At 72.1% G+C, this 17,643-nt stretch carries 15 protein-coding genes and 1 tRNA gene; 12 read left to right on the plus strand and 4 right to left on the minus strand.

The window, feature by feature from the left end; genetic code table 11:
* The first annotated feature begins 148 nt into the window (after window positions 1–148).
* From ACTFAP_RS19700 to ACTFAP_RS19715, 4 genes are all read left to right on the plus strand, one after another.
* On the plus strand, window positions 149–727 hold the full coding sequence (locus tag ACTFAP_RS19700; RefSeq protein ID WP_390117272.1) for a M48 metallopeptidase family protein: 579 nt from the start codon (window positions 149–151) through the stop codon (window positions 725–727).
* 86 nt (window positions 728–813) lie between these two features.
* Window positions 814–2,385: a TerD family protein gene (locus ACTFAP_RS19705; RefSeq protein WP_500466997.1), complete on the plus strand. Its 1,572-nt coding sequence runs from the start codon at window positions 814–816 to the stop codon at window positions 2,383–2,385.
* Between the two features lie 10 nt (window positions 2,386–2,395).
* Complete coding sequence (locus ACTFAP_RS19710) at window positions 2,396–3,085, plus strand: AIM24 family protein (protein WP_390117268.1); 690 nt, start codon at window positions 2,396–2,398, stop codon at window positions 3,083–3,085.
* A 16-nt stretch (window positions 3,086–3,101) separates the two neighbouring features.
* Window positions 3,102–3,857 carry an AIM24 family protein gene (locus ACTFAP_RS19715; RefSeq protein WP_400009935.1) on the plus strand — a complete coding sequence of 252 codons (756 nt, stop codon included), beginning with the start codon at window positions 3,102–3,104 and terminating at the stop codon, window positions 3,855–3,857.
* Window positions 3,858–3,946: 89 nt separating this feature from the next.
* Here ACTFAP_RS19715 and ACTFAP_RS19720 read toward each other — a convergent pair whose 3' ends face one another.
* Window positions 3,947–4,477, minus strand: coding sequence for an NUDIX hydrolase (locus ACTFAP_RS19720; RefSeq protein WP_436978997.1), 531 nt, complete (start codon window positions 4,475–4,477; stop codon window positions 3,947–3,949).
* The gene (locus tag ACTFAP_RS19725) at window positions 4,474–5,928 is read right to left on the minus strand and encodes a zinc-dependent metalloprotease (RefSeq protein WP_500466998.1); all 1,455 of its coding nucleotides are present in this window, start codon (window positions 5,926–5,928) and stop codon (window positions 4,474–4,476) included. Before ACTFAP_RS19725 ends, ACTFAP_RS19720 begins: the two co-directional genes overlap by 4 nt.
* Before the next feature lie 133 nt (window positions 5,929–6,061).
* On the opposite strand from ACTFAP_RS19725, the gene ACTFAP_RS19730 reads away from it, so the two are divergent.
* The 4 genes from ACTFAP_RS19730 to ACTFAP_RS19745 all read left to right on the plus strand — a co-directional run bounded on the left by ACTFAP_RS19730 (window position 6,062) and on the right by ACTFAP_RS19745 (window position 9,259).
* On the plus strand, window positions 6,062–7,201 hold the full coding sequence (locus ACTFAP_RS19730; protein ID WP_495681740.1) for an NAD-dependent epimerase/dehydratase family protein: 1,140 nt from the start codon (window positions 6,062–6,064) through the stop codon (window positions 7,199–7,201).
* Between the two features lie 171 nt (window positions 7,202–7,372).
* Complete coding sequence (locus ACTFAP_RS19735; RefSeq protein ID WP_200364594.1) at window positions 7,373–7,816, plus strand: molybdenum cofactor biosynthesis protein MoaE; 444 nt, start codon at window positions 7,373–7,375, stop codon at window positions 7,814–7,816.
* 107 nt (window positions 7,817–7,923) lie between these two features.
* A complete protein-coding gene (locus ACTFAP_RS19740; RefSeq protein ID WP_500466999.1) occupies window positions 7,924–8,142 on the plus strand; it encodes a hypothetical protein in 219 nt (72 codons plus the stop codon).
* Between the two features lie 25 nt (window positions 8,143–8,167).
* Complete coding sequence (locus ACTFAP_RS19745; RefSeq protein WP_390117258.1) at window positions 8,168–9,259, plus strand: YlbL family protein; 1,092 nt, start codon at window positions 8,168–8,170, stop codon at window positions 9,257–9,259.
* A gap of 77 nt (window positions 9,260–9,336) precedes the next feature.
* Here the strand turns inward: ACTFAP_RS19745 and ACTFAP_RS19750 are convergent, their stop codons facing one another.
* The gene (locus ACTFAP_RS19750; protein ID WP_495681742.1) at window positions 9,337–9,879 is read right to left on the minus strand and encodes a PPA1309 family protein; all 543 of its coding nucleotides are present in this window, start codon (window positions 9,877–9,879) and stop codon (window positions 9,337–9,339) included.
* A 114-nt stretch (window positions 9,880–9,993) separates the two neighbouring features.
* Here ACTFAP_RS19750 and ACTFAP_RS19755 point away from each other — a divergent pair, with 114 nt between their 5' ends.
* The 4 genes from ACTFAP_RS19755 to ACTFAP_RS19770 all read left to right on the plus strand — a co-directional run bounded on the left by ACTFAP_RS19755 (window position 9,994) and on the right by ACTFAP_RS19770 (window position 16,050).
* Window positions 9,994–12,942 (plus strand): UPF0182 family protein, encoded by a 2,949-nt coding sequence (locus ACTFAP_RS19755; RefSeq protein ID WP_495681743.1) that lies wholly within the window; start codon window positions 9,994–9,996, stop codon window positions 12,940–12,942.
* A gap of 79 nt (window positions 12,943–13,021) precedes the next feature.
* A tRNA-Met gene (locus ACTFAP_RS19760) sits at window positions 13,022–13,095 on the plus strand.
* A gap of 344 nt (window positions 13,096–13,439) precedes the next feature.
* Window positions 13,440–15,134 (plus strand): tetratricopeptide repeat protein, encoded by a 1,695-nt coding sequence (locus tag ACTFAP_RS19765; protein ID WP_500467000.1) that lies wholly within the window; start codon window positions 13,440–13,442, stop codon window positions 15,132–15,134.
* Window positions 15,135–15,249: 115 nt separating this feature from the next.
* Complete coding sequence (locus ACTFAP_RS19770; RefSeq protein ID WP_500467001.1) at window positions 15,250–16,050, plus strand: alpha/beta fold hydrolase; 801 nt, start codon at window positions 15,250–15,252, stop codon at window positions 16,048–16,050.
* On the opposite strand, the gene ACTFAP_RS19775 is transcribed toward ACTFAP_RS19770, so the two are convergent.
* Window positions 15,969–17,489, minus strand: coding sequence for an MDR family MFS transporter (locus tag ACTFAP_RS19775; protein WP_390117248.1), 1,521 nt, complete (start codon window positions 17,487–17,489; stop codon window positions 15,969–15,971). The genes ACTFAP_RS19770 and ACTFAP_RS19775 overlap by 82 nt on opposite strands.
* Window positions 17,490–17,643: the final 154 nt, after the last annotated feature.

The following is a 17,643-nucleotide window of genomic DNA, read 5'->3' on the forward strand; positions in this document are numbered from 1 at the left end:
CTCAGCGTGCACGATCGTGCGGCGGCGGCGGGAAAAGTTATCCACATGTGAGGGATATGGTCTGATAAGCGGCCTGGCTCCACGCCGCTTGCCCGCTCCGGAGCCGCCAGGGGGGACATTTCCGCCTGTCAGCGGGTAACGTCGAAGTGTGACCGCCGATCCGCTGAACAGCAGCGCCGGCCCGCCGCGGATCAGTCCCCCGGTGGACCGGGCGGTCGAGGTGCGCCGCTCCACCCGCCGCCGGCGTACGGTCTCCGCCTACCGCGAGGGCGACCGCACGGTGGTCCTCATCCCCGCCCGGATGTCGGCCGACGAGGAGCGGCGCTGGGTCTCCGTCATGCTGGAGAAGCTCGCCGCCCAGGAAGACCGCCGGATGCTCGACGACGACGCGCTCGGGCAGCGCGCCGCCGAGCTCTCCGCCCGCTATCTGCGCGGCCGGGCCCACCCCGACAGTGTGCGCTGGGTGACCAACCAGAACTCCCGCTGGGGCTCGTGTACCCCCGCCATGGGCAGCATCCGGCTCTCCCACCGGCTCCAGGGCATGCCGGAGTACGTCATCGACTACGTCATCCTCCACGAGCTGGCGCATCTCCTGGTGCCCGGTCACGGCGAGGGCTTCTGGCGGCTGCTGGACGCCTACCCGCGCACCGAGCGGGCCCGCGGGTTCCTGGAGGGGGTGGTGGCCGCCGAGCGGTTGCCGTACATCCCCTGCGGTGCCCCCGACTGACACTCCGCCGTCCCGCTGTCGGCGGCAACGACTAGGCTGATCGACACAGTTCGTTCGGATCGGGACCGGGGGACGGTCGGTTACGCATGGTCAGGCAATTCCAACGCGGCCAGAAGGCCAGACTCAGCGACCTCACCCTGGGGACGGACCTCTACGTCGGCGTCCAGATCTCCGGTCCGGGGATGACCTTCGACATCAGCTGCTTCGGCCTCGACGCCGACGAACGCCTCAGCGACGACCGGTACTTCATCTTCTACAACCAGCTCACCTCCCCCGAGGAGTCCCTGCAACTGCTGGGCGCGCAGGCCGGGGACACCGAGTCCTTCCGCATCACCCTGGACCGGGTGCCCCCCGCCATCGACCGGCTCGCCTTCACCGCCACCATCGACGGCGACGGCACCATGGCGCAGGCGGCGCCCGGCTATCTGCGCATCGTGGCAGGTGGCGAGGAGGTGGTCCGGTACGCGTTCGAGGGCTCGGAGTTCACCACCGAGCGGGCCGTGATGCTGGGCGACTTCTACCGCAAGGACGGCTGGCGCTTCGCCGCGGTCGGGCAGGGCTTCGACGGTGGTCTGGAGGCGCTGCTGCGGCACTTCGGCGGCGAGGTCGACGAGGAGGAGCCGGAGGCGGAGGCGGCGCCCGAGCCGCAGCAGCCCGCGGCCGTGCCCGGCTTCGCGCCACCACCCGGCCCCGGATCCGCGCCGGCGCCAGCACCAGCGCCGGCTCCCGTCACGTTCGCGGCCCCGGCCCCGGCCCCGGCCGCCCCGGTCGCGGCGCCCGCCCCCGCACCGGCCGCCCCGCCGCCAGCTGCTCCCGCACCGCCCGCCCCCGCACCCGCCGTCTCCCCGCCGGCCGCACCGGTCGGACCGCCCGCCCCCGTACCACCACCCGCCCCCGTACCCACCGGGCCACCCCCGGCCGCGGCTCCGGCCGCCGGGTTCGGGCAGGCGCCGCCACAACCGCAGGAACCGCTGCCCGCCCCGCCCGCCGGCGGGATACGCACGGCCCTCGACGCCTACGGCGCGCTCGGTACCGAGGCAGGCCGCTGGAGCCTCCAGAACCCCCAGCTCGTCCGCATCGACCTCGCCGCCGACGAGGGCCGCCCCATCATGGCCAGGCTCGGCTCCATGGTGCTCTACCAGGGCGACGTCGACTTCGCCTACAAGGGCGGCGGCATCAAGCGCCGCCTGGTCAGCGGCATGACCGGCGAGGGCTTCGGCTCCCTCATGCGGGTCAGCGGCACCGGCCAGGTCTACCTCGCCGAGGAAGCCACCCGCCTGCACCCCGTCGAGCTCCAGGGCGACGCCCTGTGCGTGGCCTCCCAGCACGTCCTCGCCTTCGACGAGACCCTCGACCACGAGGTACGCCGCATCGACGGCCCCGGCATCCCGGGCGGCTCGCTCTACGCCCTCCAGTTCCACGGCCACGGCACCGTCGTCATCACCACCCGCGGCGAACCCCTCGTCCTCCCCGTCACCCCCATGACCTTCACCGACGCCAACGCCACCATCGCCTGGTCGGCGGCCGCCCAGGTGCTGGTGGCCCATCAGGTACGCCTGCGCCGCCACGCCTACCCCGGCGACAGCGGGGAGACCACCCAGCTCCAGTTCCGCGGTGCCCCGGGGAACTTTGTGATCGTCCAGCCGTTCGAGATCTGACGGAGCGATGATGGATCAGCACATGGTGTCGGGCCACGCCCCGACCCCGCCCGCCGCCCGGATGGAGAACCACGGCCCCACCATGGCCAAGATCGCCATGCGGACCGGCGCCGAACTCCTCGCCAGGACCGGCTCCATGGTCGCCTACGAGGGCTTCATCCAGTACGAGTCCAACCCGGCCGCGCTGCGCCGGGTCGCCTCGCAGTGGCTCAGCGGCGAGAGTGTCCCGCTGATGCGCTGCCACGGCGACGGCATCCTCTATCTGGCCGACTACGGCGCCAACGTGGTCTGCGTCCCCCTCAACGACGAGAACCTGTCCGTCAACGCCACGAACGTCCTCGCCTTCGACGCCCATCTCACCTGGGGCGTGCAGCGGGTCAAGGGCATGGCCAAGTTCGCCGGGCAGGGCCTGTTCAACTTCGGGATCTCCGGTACGGGATGGGTCGCCGTCACCAGCCGGGGCATCCCGGTGGTCATCGACTGCGCGCGGGACGGCGAGATCTTCGTGGACCCCGACGCGCTCGTCGCCTGGTCCACCGGCCTGGAGATGAAGGGCAGACGCAGCTTCAAGGCGTCCTCACTGATCGGCCGGGGCAGCGGCGAGGCGTACCAGCTGGGGTTCAGCGGCGAGGGCTTCGTCGTCGTCCAGCCCAGCGAGGACAGCACCGAGCGGCTCACCGAGCAGCAGCAGCCGTCCTAACGGGGGAGAGCAGGACATGCAGAGCACGATCTTCAACCACACGGTGACGCAGTCCGCCGAGCGCTTCGCCTCGCAGAACGCCCGGATGCTGCGGGTGAACCTGAGCGAGGGCGACGACCTGGTGGCCCGGGCCGGCTCCATGGTGGCCTTCGAGGGCATGGTCGAGTTCGACGGCGAATACCTGAGCCGGCACCAGCAGTACGCGCAGTGGGCCACCGGCGAGGTGCTGCCGCTCATGCGCTGCTTCGGGCAGGGCACCGTCTACCTCGCCAACCTCGCCCAGCACATCCACGTCCTGGACGTCGGCCACGACGGGCTCACCGTGGACAGCGCCTACGTGCTGGCCTTCGACTCCCATCTGCACTGGGAGATCATCTCGGTGGAGAGCCAGCACGGCATCGCCGGGGCCGGCGCGTACAACCTCGTCATCAGCGGGCAGGGCAAGGTGGCCATCACCACCTCGGACGCGCCGCTGGTGATGCCGGTGACCCCCGACCGCTATGTGAGCGCCGACGCGGACGCCGTGGTGGCCTGGAGCACCGCGCTGCGGGTGCAGATGCAGGCGCAGACCGCCTCCCGCTCCATCTGGCGGCGGCGCGGGGCGACCGGCGAGGGCTGGGAGCTGAGCTTCATGGGGGAGGGGTACGCGGTGGTGCAGCCCAGCGAACTGCTGCCGCCCCAGCACACCTCGTTCGGCCAGCGTCTTCCGACGGCCGGCCGCGTCGGGGCGGGCCCCGGCCTGCACCAGGGCGGCGCCTGGGGGCCGCGCTAGCCCCTCGCACTGTGCCCTGACCCCCGGCGCGCCCCCGGCCCGGAGACCGGAGGCGGCCCGGGGCCAGGGAGGACGCGGGAAGGGACGGTCTAGCGCAGGGCGGCGCGGGTGCGGTCCAGCAGCCGGACCACCGAGGCGTCCGCGACCTCCCGCACCTCTTCGTAGTCGAACCAGCGCAGCTCCAGCGATTCCTCACTGATGGACTCACGCGCGCCGGACGGGGCCAGAGCCGCGTACTGCACATCCAGATGGACGGCGCACGGGGTGCTGTGCCGGTCCAGATTGACCGGCTCGGGCAGCAGCCGCAGGCCGGGGACGCCCGACTCCTCCGTCGCCTCGCGCAGCGCCGCGTCCGCCAGGGTCGGGTCGCCCGGCTCGCAGTGGCCGCCGGTCTGCAGCCACATCCGCAGCTTGCGGTGCAGAGTCAGCAGCACCTGCCGCCGTTCCGGGTCGATGATCAGCGCGCTCGCGGTCAGATGACCGGCGGCGCACGCCTTCCACATGCCGTCCGGGTGCGCCGCGAGATGGGCGGCGTACTCGGCGCGCAGCTTGTCCTGCGCGCCGTCCGGCGCGGGCCACGCCTCCAGCACTCGCGCCGCGTCCTGGTGCAGGGAACTCACTTGGTGTCGTCCCCGCCCTTGTCCCTGCCGCCGTCCCCGTTCCCGTCGTCGCCGTCGTCGCCGTCCTTCTCCAGACGCGGGCGCTCCTGCGACTCCTGGCCGTCCCGCGACTCCCGGCCGTCCGGCGCGGCCTCGCCCAGCATCCGGTCCAGCTCGGAGAAGTCCGGCTGCTCGTGGTGGACGAAACCGTCCGGGTCGTTCAGGTCCTCCGCCGTGGGCAGCAGATCCGGGTGCGCCCACAGCGCCTCCCGCCCCGACACCCCGCGCGCGTCCGTGAGCGACGCCCACAGCCGGGCCGCGTCCCGCAGCCGGCGAGGCCGCAGCTCCAGACCGATCAGCGTGGCGAACGTCTGCTCCGCCGGGCCACCGGTCGCCCGGCGCCGCCGCAGCGTCTCGCGCAGCGCGGAGGCGGCCGGCAGGTGCGGCTCGGCGGCGGCGTGCACCACCGCGTCCACCCAGCCCTCCACCAGCGCCAGCGCCGTCTCCAGCCGGGCCAGCGCCGCCTTCTGCTGCGGGGTGTCCTCCGGCTGGAACAGACCCTGCTGGAGCTTCTCCTGCAACTCCTCGGGCCGGCTCGGGTCCAGCTGCCCGACCAGGTCCTCCAGCTTCTCCGTGTCCACCTGGATGCCGCGCGCGTACCCGTCCACCGCGCCGAACAGGTGCGAGCGCAGCCACGGCACGTGCGCGAACAGCCGCTGGTGCGCGGCCTCCCGCAGCGCCAGGTACAGCCGTACCTCGTCCTGCGGGACCCCCAGGCCCGCACCGAAGGCCGTCACATTGGCCGGCAGCAGGGCCGCCTTGCCCGCCGGCGCCAGCGGCAGCCCGATGTCGGTGGAGCCCACCACCTCACCGGCCAGCACCCCCACCGCCTGCCCGATCTGGGTGCCGAACATCGCCCCGCCCATCGAGCGCATCATGCCCAGCAGCGGGCCCGCCATGGCCCGCATCTCCTCCGGCAGGACATCGCTCATCGCCGCGCCCACGCGCTCCGCGACCGGGTCCACCAGCTCCTTCCACACCGGCAGGGTCGCCTCGACCCACTCGGCGCGGCTCCACGCCACCGCCGTGCCGGCGCCCGAGGGCAGCGCCGTGACCCCGTCCAGCCACAGGTCGGCCAGCCGCATGGCCTCCTCGACCTGCTCACGCTCGTGCCGGCCCACGCTGGTGTCCTTCGAACCGTCGGCCGCGCCCTGCGCGACCGTCTGGCGCGCCACGTTCTGGGCCAGCTCCCAGTTGACCGGGCCGCCCTCGTAGGACAGCAGCTGTCCCAGCTGCTGGAACGCGGCGCCCAGATCCTGCGGGCTCATCTGGCCGCCCGCGCCCAGCGACCCGAACATCGCCGACAGCGGATCGCCGCCCGGCAGCTCGCCGCCGCCCTGGCCGTCCTTCTTCTTGCCGGGGTCGTCGTCGGGGTCATCCGGGAGGCCGAATCCGAAGGGGAAGTTACTCACGGGAATCCTCGGCTCTGTGTCGTCGGACGGAACCAACGTGCCTGAATCGCTGGTCTCTGCCTCCAGCCTAGACACCTCTCAGGCAGGATGGGGCCTGCGCACGTCGTACTGAAACAACCGCTGGAGAAGTCCTGTGAGTTCCCCGGAGCCAACCGTTCGCGCAGCGCGAAACGGCCCCAAGGCGCCGCTGACCGTCGCGGTCACCGGCGCCGCAGGCGGGGTCGGGGCGCTGCTCACCGAGCGGCTGCTGGCCACGCCGGACGTCCACCGTGTGCTGGCGCTCGATGAGCGCCTCGGGGACGCCAAGGGCGCCGAATGGCACACCCTCGACGTCCGCGACCCGGCCATCGCCGAGCTGCTGCGGACCCGTGGCATCTCGCGCGAGTCCGCCGAGCACGAAAGCCCGGTGGACGTCGTGGTCCACCTCGCGCTCGACCTCGACCTGGAGTCGGACCCCGCGATCCGTACCGCGTACAACGTGCGCGGCACCCAGACCGTGCTCACCGCGGCCGCCGCGGCGGGGGTGCGGCGGGTGGTGCTGGTCACCTCGGCCATGGTCTACGGGGCGCTGGCGGACAACGATCTGCCGCTCGCCGAGGACGCCGAACTGCGGGCCACGGCCGAGGCCACCTGTGTCGGTGACTTCCTGGAGATCGAGGACCTCGCCCGCCGCGCGCCGCGCGCCCACCCCGGGCTCAACGTCACCGTGCTGCGTCCCGCCGTTCTGGTGGGCGGCATGGACACGGCCCTCACCCGGTACTTCGAGTCGCCCCGGCTGCTGGTGGTGGCCGGTTCCCGGCCGCGCTGGCAGTTCTGCCACGTGCAGGACCTGGTGGGCGCGCTGGAGTACGCGGCGCTGGAGCGGGTCGAGGGTGAGCTGGCGGTGGGCTGTGACGGCTGGCTGGAGCAGGAGGAGGTCGAGGAGCTGTCCGGCATCCGCCGCATGGAGCTGCCCCCGGCCGTCGCCCTGGGCGCGGCGGGCCGGCTGCACCGGCTGGGCCTGACCCCGTCCCCGGCCGGGGACCTGGCGTACACCATGCATCCGTGGGTGGTCAGCGGCAGCAAGCTGTACGAGGCGGGCTGGCGGCCCGAATGGACCAACGAGGAGGTGCTGGCCGAACTGCTCACCGAGGTGGCGGGCCGGCACACGGTGGCCGGCCGGCGGCTGGGCCGCAAGGACGCGGCGACCACGCTGGGCGCGGCCGGTGCCACGGTGGCGCTGGTCGGTACGGCGGCGCTGGTCCGCCGGGCCCGCAAGGCCCGCCGGCGCTGACCGCCCGGGGCGGGACGGGGTACGGCACCCCGCCGCCCCCACCGTCCGCCGCCGCGCCGTCCCGTCCCGGTACGGGTGGGGCGGTGGTGTGGCGCGGAGGCCTTGGTGTTGGGTGGGGGCCGGGAAGCGCGCGCACGTGCGCGCGGATCCAGGAAGGCAGGCGAAGCCATCATGAGCTGGTCCGATCCGGTGCGGCTGCTCGCGGTACGCGAGGCGCCGCTGTCCGTCGACGAGGTGTTCGGCGCGGTGGGGGACGACGCCGCCGGGGGGACCGCGTTGTTCGTGGGGACGGTCCGCGACCACGACGGTCACCCGTCCGGCGCAGCCGTCACCGCTCTGGAGTACTCCGCCCACCCCGGTGCCGAGGCGGCGCTGCGCGCCGTCGCCGAGAAGGTGGTGGCCGACTTCCCGGTGCGGGCGCTGGCCGCCGTGCACCGCACCGGCGCGCTGGAGGTCGGTGACATCGCCGTGGTGGTGGCGGTCGCCTGTCCGCACCGGGCCGAGGCGTTCGCCGCCTGCCGCCGCCTGATCGACGACCTGAAGCGGGAGGTGCCGATCTGGAAGCGTCAGACGTTCGACGACGGCACCGACGACTGGGTGGGCGCGTGCGGATGATCACACGCCTGGGGGCGTGCGCTGCTCCAGTTGCGTAACCCCCGCGCTCCCCCGAGCGTTGTCTTGCCGAAGCATTCAGCGCTCGCCAAGGTGGGAGGTGGTCGGTCGTGGCCGTGCTGGTGTGGCTGCTGATCCCGCTCGCCGGTGGGCTGGTGGCCGGCGTGTGGGGCACCTGGGCCACCCGCCGCCAGACCGGCGTCGGGGGCATCGCCGACGCCGCCGGCGTCCGTCGCTACGACCGGTTCCGTTCCGCCATGGAGCGCTCTCCGATCCCGGTGTCCACGTTCCGCCCGGCCGCCGGGGAGCGGGCCCCGGCCGACGGCTGAGCGGCCCCTCACGTACTGTCAAGGCATGCCACGCCGCACCGCGACGCTGCTGACGTCCACTCTGCTGCTGATAGCTCTGCTGACCGCCGGAGTGCTGGTCAAGGTGCCCTACTCGGAGCTGTCGCCGGGGCCGACGGTCAACACGCTGGGCGACTACTCGGACGAGCCGGTGCTCAGCATCGACGGCCACCAGACGTACGAGACCACCGGTCACCTCAACATGACCACCGTGCGGGTCACCGGGATCAACTACCGGATGAACCTGCTGGAGGCCATGGCCGGCTGGTTCTCCGACGACCGTGCCGTCGTCCCGCACCGCACCCTGTACCCGGAGGATGTCAGCGCGGACGAGGTGGAGCAGGAGAACGCCGAGCAGTTCAGCCGCTCCCAGGAGAGCGCCAAGGTCGCCGCGCTCAACGAGCTGGGCATCGACTTCACCACCCAGACCATCGTGGACTCGGTGGTCAAGGACAGCCCCTCCGAGGGCAGGCTGCACGCGGGCGACGCGATCGTGGCCGTGGACGGCACGAAGATCAGTGACCCGGGGCAGGTCGCCGAGGAGGTCACCAAGCACACGGCGGGCGAGGACGTGGTGTTCACCATCGTTCCCGCGGACGAGGCGGAAGCCGCCCGCGACGCCGGGCGGGAGCTGCCCTCGCAGACGCGGGACGTCACCATCACCACGGGCGAGGCGCAGGACGACGGGCGCGCCATCGTCGGGATCGTGGCCGGGGTCGCGCACACCTTCCCCTTCACCATCGACATCGAGCTGGCCGACGTCGGCGGTCCGAGCGCCGGGCTGATGTTCAGCCTGGGCCTCATCGACAAGCTGTCCCCCGACGACCTCACCGGCGGCGCGTTCGTGGCCGGCACCGGGACCATCGACGACGTGGGGACGGTCGGCCCGATCGGCGGCGTCACCATGAAGACCATCGCGGCCAGGGACGCGGGCGCGGAGTACTTCCTGACCCCGAAGGACAACTGCGCGGCGGCCGCCGCCGACACGCCGGGCGGGCTCACCCTCGTGGAGGTCGAGAACCTCCAGGGCGCGCTGGACGCCCTGGAGCTGATCAGGACGGGCGACACGGACGCGCTGCCGCGGTGCGCGAAGGGCTGACGCGCCCCTTCGCACCCCGACCGCCGTGCCACCCGCCCGGTGTTGTTACGGCTTTGTTATGACGCCGGGCGCCGGGCTCACTCCTCGAATGTCGCCGACAGCGCCTCCGCCAGGCCCGGTACGAGATCGGCGCCGGTCAGGACCTCGGTGTCGCTGTCCTTCTCCCGGAATCGCAGCGCCGATTCACGGCCGCCGTCGCGCAGCACCGCGACCGTCATCCGGACCTCCTTGCGCTCGGGGTGTTCGGCCACCCAGCGCGTCAGCTCTTCCCCGGACAGTTCCTCGGGCACCTTCGCCTCGGCCGAGGCCGGCAGCATGAGCCGCTCCAGCGTCAGCGCGCATCCGGCCACCGCCCCCGGCCAGGCGATGGTCGCCAGGAACTCGTCCAGCGGCACGCCGTCCGGAAGTTCTTCCTGCTCAATGGGGGTGAGTTCGGCGCCCTCCGCGAGTTCGAGGCGGTCGGCGAGGCCGGGTTCGCTGGCGCGCAGCCGGGCGGTGTCGACGAGGGCGAAGAGCACCGCGGGCCGGTCCCACCCCAGTCCTGCGCTGTATTGGTCGATCTCCAGTACGGCCCGCGTCAGGGGGTTCGAGGCCGCGGGCTTGTGGGGCGTGTTGTCCATGGGCATATCGTGCCTTCCCGGGCCCCGGAAACGGGAACCGAGTAAAGCTTGAGTAAGTTAGTTCAGTGGGCAACCCCTGGGCTGCCCGGCTTCATCCACCCGCGAATCTTTGAGGTGCGCACCTTGGCTTTCCAGATGCCGGACCGGGGCTCGGGCCGCCCCAGCGGTCCGAACGGGCCCAGAGGCCCCCGAGGTCCGGGCGGACGGGGGTTCAATCGCCCCTCCAAGGGCGCCCGGAGCCTGCTGATCACCGCCGCCATCCTGGCCGGTCTGGCCATTCTCTTCGCGATGTTCGCGGGGTTCTGGACGGATTGGCTGTGGTATAGGTCGGTCGACTACACCAGCGTCTTCCGTACCCAGCTGGTCACCCGGGTCGTGATGTTCGCGGCCTTCGGCATCCTCATGGCGCTGGCGGTGGGGCTGAACATCTGGCTGGCCCACCGGCTGCGCCCGCCGCTGAGCGCGATGTCGATGGAGCAGCAGAACCTCGACCGCTACCGGATGAGTATCGCGCCCTACAAGAAGTGGGTGCTGCTCGGGGTCGCGATCCTGGTGGGCCTGATCGCGGGCGGCTCGGCCTCCGGACAGTGGCGCACCTGGCTCCAGTTCGTCAACGGCACGTCCTTCGGGGTCACCGACCCGCAGTTCAACAAGGACGTGTCGTTCTTCGCGTTCGACCTGCCCTTCTACCGCTTCCTGCTCGGCTTCGGCTTCGCCGTCGTCGTGGTGTCGCTGATCGCCGCCGCCCTGGTGCACTACCTGTACGGCGGGCTGCGGGTGACCACCCCGGGCAACCGGATCACCCCGGCGGCCACCGGGCACCTGTCCGTGCTGCTGGGCCTGTTCGTGTCGCTGAAGGCGGTCGCGTACTGGTTCGACCGCTACGGTCTGGCGCTCAAGGGCGGCGACTTCCGGGACAACGCCGGCTGGACGGGCCTGCGCTACGTCGACGCCAACGCGTACCTGCCGGCCAAGACCATCCTGACGATCATCGCCGCCATCTGCGCGGTGCTGTTCTTCGCCACCCTGTGGCGCCGGGTGTGGCAGCTGCCGGTGCTGGGCCTGGGTCTGCTGGTGCTGTGCGCCGTGCTGATCGGCGGCGTGTACCCGGCGCTGGTGCAGCAGTTCCAGGTCAAGCCGAACGAGCAGGCCAAGGAGATGCCGTACATCCAGAAGCACCTGGATGCCACCAAGCAGTCCTACGACATCGACGACGCGCAGATGCAGGACTACACCGGCATCAGCGACGCCGAGCCGGAGACGCTGCGCGGCGCCGTGTCCACCACGGCCAGCATCCGACTGCTGGACCCGAGCGTCGTGTCGCCCGCCTTCCAGCAGATCCAGCAGGTCCGTGGGTACTACCAGTTCCCGGCGACCCTGGACGTGGACCGCTACCCGAACGCGGACGGCAGCGAGACGGACACCGTCATCGGTCTGCGTGAGATGAACGTCAACAACGTTCCGGAGCGGAACTGGATCAACGACCACTTCCGCTACACCCACGGCTTCGGCGTGGTGGCCGCCAGCGGCACCGACGTGCTCAGCAACGGCCAGCCGGACTTCATCGAGCAGGACCTGCCCCCGCAGGGCGACCTGGGTGAGTACGAGCCGCGCATCTACTACGGCGAGTACACCACCCAGTACTCGATCGTGGGCGGCCCGCAGCAGGAGATCGACTACGCCGGCGAGGACGGCGAGGTCGAGTACAGCTACACCGGGGACTCCGGTGTGCCGCTGGACAACTACTTCAAGCGTGCGGCGTACGCGCTGACCATGAGCGAGCCGCAGATCCTGTACTCCGGGGCGATCGGCGACGGCTCGCGCATCCTGTACAACCGCACGCCCAAGGAGCGCGTCCAGGCGGTCGCGCCGTGGCTGACGATCGACGGCGACCCGTACCCCGCGGTCGTCGACGGCCGGGTCATGTGGATCGTGGACGCGTACACCACGACCAACGGCTACCCGTACGCCTCGCGCACCACCCTGGGTGAGGCCACGGAGACCTCGCTGACCGACGAGCGCGGTCAGGTCGTCGCCCAGGAGAACCGGGTCAACTACATCCGCAACTCGGTCAAGGCCACGGTCGACGCGTACAACGGTGAGGTCACCATGTACGAGTGGGACCAGGACGACCCAGTGCTCAAGACCTGGATGAAGTCCTTCCCGGGCACGGTGGAACCGCGTTCGGAGATCAGCGACGACCTGATGGACCACCTGCGGTACCCGCAGGATCTGTTCAAGGTCCAGCGCGATCTGCTCCAGCGCTTCCACGTGGACACCGCCTCGCAGTTCTACAGCGGTTCCGAGCGCTGGCAGGTGCCGGACGACCCGACTCACCGCGGTCAGTCCGTGCCGCCGTACTACCTGAGCATGAAGATGCCGGACCAGGACGAGCAGACGTTCTCCCTGACCACCACCTTCACGCCGCTCGGCCGTGACACGCTCGCGGCGTACATGGCGGTGGACGCCGACACCAGAAGCGACGACTACGGGACGATGAGAATCCTCACGCTGCCGTCGAACACGACGGTGTGGGGTCCGCAACAGGTGCAGAGCCGCTTCAACTCGGACCCGGCCATCGCGCAGGAGATCAACCTGCTCCAGCGCGGTGACTCGGAGATCGAGTACGGCAACCTGCTGACCGTGCCACTGGAGGGCGGGCTGCTGTACGCCGAGCCGGTGTACGTGCGCGGTGCCGGCACCAACTATCCGCTGCTGCGGAAGGTGCTGGTGACCTACGGCGAGCAGACCGCGTTCGAGGACACGCTGGACGAGGCGCTGGACGTGGTGTTCGGGGTCGCCGAGCCCACGCCGCCGTCGGAGGAGCCGCCGCCGGAGGAGGGCGAGGAGACGCCTCCGCCGCCCAGTGGCGGGACCGCCGAGGAGCTGGTGCAGCAGGCTCAGGACGCCTATGAGGAGGGCCAGACGGCGCTCCAGAACGGCGACTGGGCGGCGTACGGCGAGGCGCAGGCACGCCTGGAGGAGGCGCTGAACGAGCTGGAGCAGCTGCAGTCCGGCGACTCCGCGGCGCGGAACGAGGACGAGGAGCAGACCGACGGCTGAGGCCGTTGGTGAAGGAGCGTCTCCACCCCGTGGTAGTGTTCTACTTGTTCCCGCAAGGGGGCAAAGCAACACAACACGGCGCGGGGTGGAGCAGCTCGGTAGCTCGCTGGGCTCATAACCCAGAGGTCGCAGGTTCAAATCCTGTCCCCGCTACTGCCTGAGGGCCCGGGAACCAGAAATGGTTCCCGGGCCCTCTTCGTTGTCGTGCGGCGGTACTTGGGGCGCGTACGGGTGCGACCGGCGCGCGTCGTACGCCCGTTGTTCCTCCACGGCTGGTCAAGGCTGGTCAACTCGCTGTGTCGTTGCGGCTGTTCTGTCAGTGCTTGACGGCATACTGCGTGGCGACGGACCGATGCATCCGGATTCGCTCCCAACTCCACTCCTGCTGAGGCGTTTGGATGTATCCATATCGGGAAGTCGACAAAACGCTCAAGTGACTTCACTGGCTGCGGTATACCAGGTGTACGCAGGTTTCAGGTGGTGCGATTATGGACCTTATGGGGGACAAGGCAGGGTTCGAGAGCAGCCATGCGGCCGCGCTGGAGGGCGCGCGGCTGCTGCGCTTGGGCGAGCTGGAAACCGCCGAGCCGCGCCTGCGGGCCGCGGCGGCGGAGGGGGAGCGATCGGCCGCCAACAATCTCGGCGTGCTGCTCGCTCAGTCGGGGCGTGCCGATGAGGCCGCCGAGTGGTGGCGGATCGCGGCGGTCGCGGGTTCGGCACCGGCCGCGCACGCGCTGGGCCGGCACCACCGCGAGCGGGGTGACGAGACGGCGGCCGAGTTCTGGCTGCGGCAGGCGGCCGAGAGCGGCCACGCCTCGGGCGCGTTCGCGCTGGCCGCGCTGCTGGACCACCGGGGTGCGGCGGAGGCCGCGCGCTGGTTCCGGATGGCCGCCGAGCGCGGGCACCGGGAGGGCGCGTACCGCTACGCCACGCTGCTGGCGCGGGCCGACGGCGGCCCGGCCGCCGAGCCGTGGTTCCGGCAGGCGGCGGCGCGCGGGCACCGGGGCGCGGCGCTGCGGCTGGGCGCGCTGCTGGAGGCGGACGGCGCGCTCGCCGAGGCGGGCCGCTGGTACCAGGAGGCGGCCGAGGCCGGCGAGGCGAAGGCGGCCAGCGCGCTGGGCTTCCTGCTGCGGGACGCCGACGAGGCGGACGGCGCCGAGCAGTGGTGGCGGCGCGCGGCCCGCGACGGTGACGGCCCGGCGGCCAACGCGCTGGGCGCGCTGCACGCCGAGCGCGGCGAGCGCCAGGAGGCGCAGCGCTGGTACCGGGCGGCGGTCGAGGCAGGCGACATGAACGGCGCCTTCAACCTGGCGCTGCTGAGCGTGGAGGCCAACCGGATGGCGCAGGCCGAGCAGTGGTACCGGCGGGCCGCGTACGCGGGCCACCGGGAGGCGGCCAACGCGCTGGCCGTGCTGCTGCTGCAGCGCGGCGACGCGGCCGGTGCGGAGCCGTGGTTCTCCAAGGCGGCCGAGGCGGGCAGCGTCGACGCCGCGTTCAACCTGGGCATCCTGCACGCCGGGCGCGGCGAGACGGCCCTGGCGCGGCGCTGGTACGAGCAGGCGGCGGCGGCCGGGCACGCGGAGGCGGCGCTGCAGATCGCGGTCGGTCTGCTGCGTCCCGGCTCCTCGGAGGCCGACCTGCGGCGTGCCGAGGAGCAGCTGCGGGTGGCGGCGGACGGCGGGAGCGTGGAGGGCGCGTTCCGGCTGGCGGTGCTGCTGGAGCGGCGCGCGCTGCGCGCGGCCGGACCGGAGCAGGACACGGAGCCGGGCCCGGCCGAGCCGGGTGCGCAGCCGGGCGGCGAGCACGAGGAGTGGTACGAGCGGGCGGCCGAGCGCGGTCACCGGCGTGCGCAGGTGCGGCTGGGCATGTGCGCGGCGGGGCGGGGCGACGTGGTGACGGCGGCCCGCTGGTACCGGGCGGCGGCGGAGGCAGGCAGCCGCAACGGCGCGTTCAACCTGGGCCTGTTGCTGGCCCGGGAGGGCAGCGAGCCGGAGGCGGCGCTGTGGTGGACGCGGGCGGCGGAGGCCGGCCACGGCCGTGCCGCGCTGCGCCTGGCCCTGCTGGCGTCGCGCAGGGGCGACCTGGACGCGGGCGGCATCTGGTGCACCCGCGCGATGGAGCTGGGCCCGCCGGAGGTCGCGGAGCGCGCCGCCCGCCTGCGGGAGGCGCTGCGCCAGGAACTGACGGCCTGAGGGCCGGGGCCGGGCCCCGTACGGTGGTCCGGCCCGGCCCGGCCCGGCTGCGCGGCATCGGCCGCGCCGGCGATCGTCATACCGGTCATCCGCACCGGTGCGGGAGAATGGCGGGGTGGGTGAGTTCGCCGTTGCCGCAGACGAGGTCCGGATCGCGTATCAGGTGTCCGGCGCCGGGGAGCCGCTGGTGCTGCTCGCCGGGCAGTCCAACAGCCACGGGTGGTGGGACCCGGTGCGCGCGGACTTCGCCGCCGCGCACCGTACCGTCACCCTCGACTGGCGCGGGACCGGTGACAGCGACAAGCCCGATGTGCCGTACAGCACCCGTGGCTTCGCCGGCGATGTGATCGCCGTGCTGGACGCGCTCGGCATCGAACGGGCCCACGTGTACGGGACGTCGATGGGCGGCCGGGTGGCCCAGTGGGTGGCGGCGGCGTACCCGGACCGGGTGCGGGCGCTGGTGCTGGGCTGCACCTCGCCCGGCGGGCCGCACGCCGTGGAGCGCGGCAACGACGTACGCCGCTCGCTGGCGCAGGGCACCCCCGCCGAGATCCGGCGCGCGCTCATCGACCTGATGTACACCCCCGGCTGGACGGCCGCCCACCCCGGTCCGTACGCGACGCTCGGCGACCACACCATGCCCGGGTACGCCAGGCGGCGCCATCTGCTGGCCAGCAACGGGCACGACGCCTGGGACGCGCTGCCCGCCATCGGCGCGCGCACGCTCGTCCTGCACGGCACCGAGGACCGGTTCAACCCCGTGGCCAACGCCCCGCTGATCGCCGGCCGGATCCCCGGGGCCCGGCTGGAGCTGATCGAGGGGGCGCGGCATGCCTACTTCGAGGAGTGCTCGGCCATCTCCTCACCCTTGGTGCTGGACTTCCTGCGCTCCGGGGACGACGCGGGCGCGTCGTAACCGCGCAGCGGCACCTGGCGGATGAACCAGGCGAGCAGGAATCCGGCCGCCGCGAGCACCGCCGCCCCCCAGAAGGTGGCGGTCACGCCGTCCGTCACCGCCCGCTGGAAGATCTCGCGGGCCTGCTCCGGCAGGGACTTCAGCAGCTCGGGGGTCATCTGGGTGACGTCGGAGCCGAGTTCTCCGGCGTTGTCGGTGACGTGCGAGGTGTAGACGGCGCCGAGCAGCGAGACGCCGAGCGAACCGCCCATGTTGCGCAGGAACGTCACCGCGCCGGTCGCCGCGCCGACGTCCTTCGCGGGGGCGCTGTTCTGGGCGATCAGCGTGGTGGTCTGCATCAGGCAGCCCATGCCCAGGCCCATCAGCACCATGTACAGGGCGACGGTGGTCTTGGAGGTGTCCGTGCCGATGGTGGTGAACAGCAGCAGGCCCACCGTCATCAGGGCGGTGCCCGCGATCGGCAGCGCGCGGTAGCGGCCGGTTCTGCTGATGAGCTGGCCGCCGGCCAGGGACATCACCATCGCGGCGACCATCATCGGCATGAGCAGCAGACCGCTGTTGGTGGCGGAGGAGCCCTGGACGAACTGCTGGTACTGCGGCAGGAAGGTCACCCCGCCGAACATCACGAAGCCGACGACCAGGGCGAGTGTCCCGGCGAGGGAGAAGTTGCGGCTGGTGAACACCGACAGCGGCATCACCGGCTCGGCGGCCCGGCGTTCCACCGTGACGAAGGCGGCGAAGGCGAGCACGGTCAGCGCCGCGAGCCCGAGGATCTGCGGGGAGCCCCAGGCGTACTCGGTCCCGCCCCAGCTGGTGATGAGCACCAGCGCCGTGATCCAGGTGGTGAGCAGCGCCGCGCCGCTCCAGTCGATACGGGGGCGGGCCGCGCCGGTGGCGGCGGCGCCGCGCGGGAGCCGGGCCAGGGTGAGCCAGCAGACCACGAGGGCGACCAGGCCCAGCGGGAGGTTGACGTAGAAGGCCCAGCGCCAGCTGAAGTTGTCGGTGATGAAGCCGCCCACCAGCGGGCCGCCGATCATGGCCACCGGCATGACGGCCATCATCATGCCCTGGTACTTGCCGCGTTCGCGCGGCGGCACGATCTCGGCGATGACGGCCAGTACGCCCACCATCAGGCCGCCGGCGCCCAGGCCCTGGAGGGCGCGGAAGGCGATCAGCTCGGCCATGTTCTGGGCGGCCCCGGCCAGCACGGAACCGATGAGGAAGATCACGACGGCGGTGACGAAGGTGATCCGGCGGCCGTAGAGGTCGCCGAGCTTGCCCCACAGGGGAGTGGCGGCGGTGGAGGCCAGCAGGTAGCCGGTGGTGACCCAGGCGAGATGGCTGAGCCCGCCGAGGTCGCCGACGATGGTGGGCAGCGCCGGGGCGACGATCATGTTGTCGAGCATCGCCAGCGTCATGGCGATGATCAGACCACTCATCGTGAGCCTGATCTCACGGGGTGTGAACGAGGGTGGCGCGGGGGTTTCCTGGGGCGTGGGTGAAGCCATGAGGGTGATCCGTCCAGCTGAAATCGCACTTACCGGTCGGTCAGTAAGTTAGCTGAGGCCGATAGGGTGTGCAACAGGCGTTCGG

The organism is Streptomyces sp. PH9007 (assembly GCF_059813725.1).

Coding starts and splice junctions, on each gene's coding strand:
- ACTFAP_RS19705 (WP_500466997.1), top strand. CDS start 814: ATGGTCAGGCAATTCCAACGCGGCCAGAAGGCCAGACTCAGCGACCTC.
- ACTFAP_RS19710 (WP_390117268.1), top strand. CDS start 2,396: ATGGATCAGCACATGGTGTCGGGCCACGCCCCGACCCCGCCCGCCGCC.
- ACTFAP_RS19715 (WP_400009935.1), top strand. CDS start 3,102: ATGCAGAGCACGATCTTCAACCACACGGTGACGCAGTCCGCCGAGCGC.
- ACTFAP_RS19735 (WP_200364594.1), top strand. CDS start 7,373: ATGAGCTGGTCCGATCCGGTGCGGCTGCTCGCGGTACGCGAGGCGCCG.
- ACTFAP_RS19745 (WP_390117258.1), top strand. CDS start 8,168: ATGCCACGCCGCACCGCGACGCTGCTGACGTCCACTCTGCTGCTGATA.
- ACTFAP_RS19750 (WP_495681742.1), bottom strand. CDS start 9,879: ATGGACAACACGCCCCACAAGCCCGCGGCCTCGAACCCCCTGACGCGG.
- ACTFAP_RS19765 (WP_500467000.1), top strand. CDS start 13,440: ATGGGGGACAAGGCAGGGTTCGAGAGCAGCCATGCGGCCGCGCTGGAG.
- ACTFAP_RS19775 (WP_390117248.1), bottom strand. CDS start 17,489: ATGAGTGGTCTGATCATCGCCATGACGCTGGCGATGCTCGACAACATG.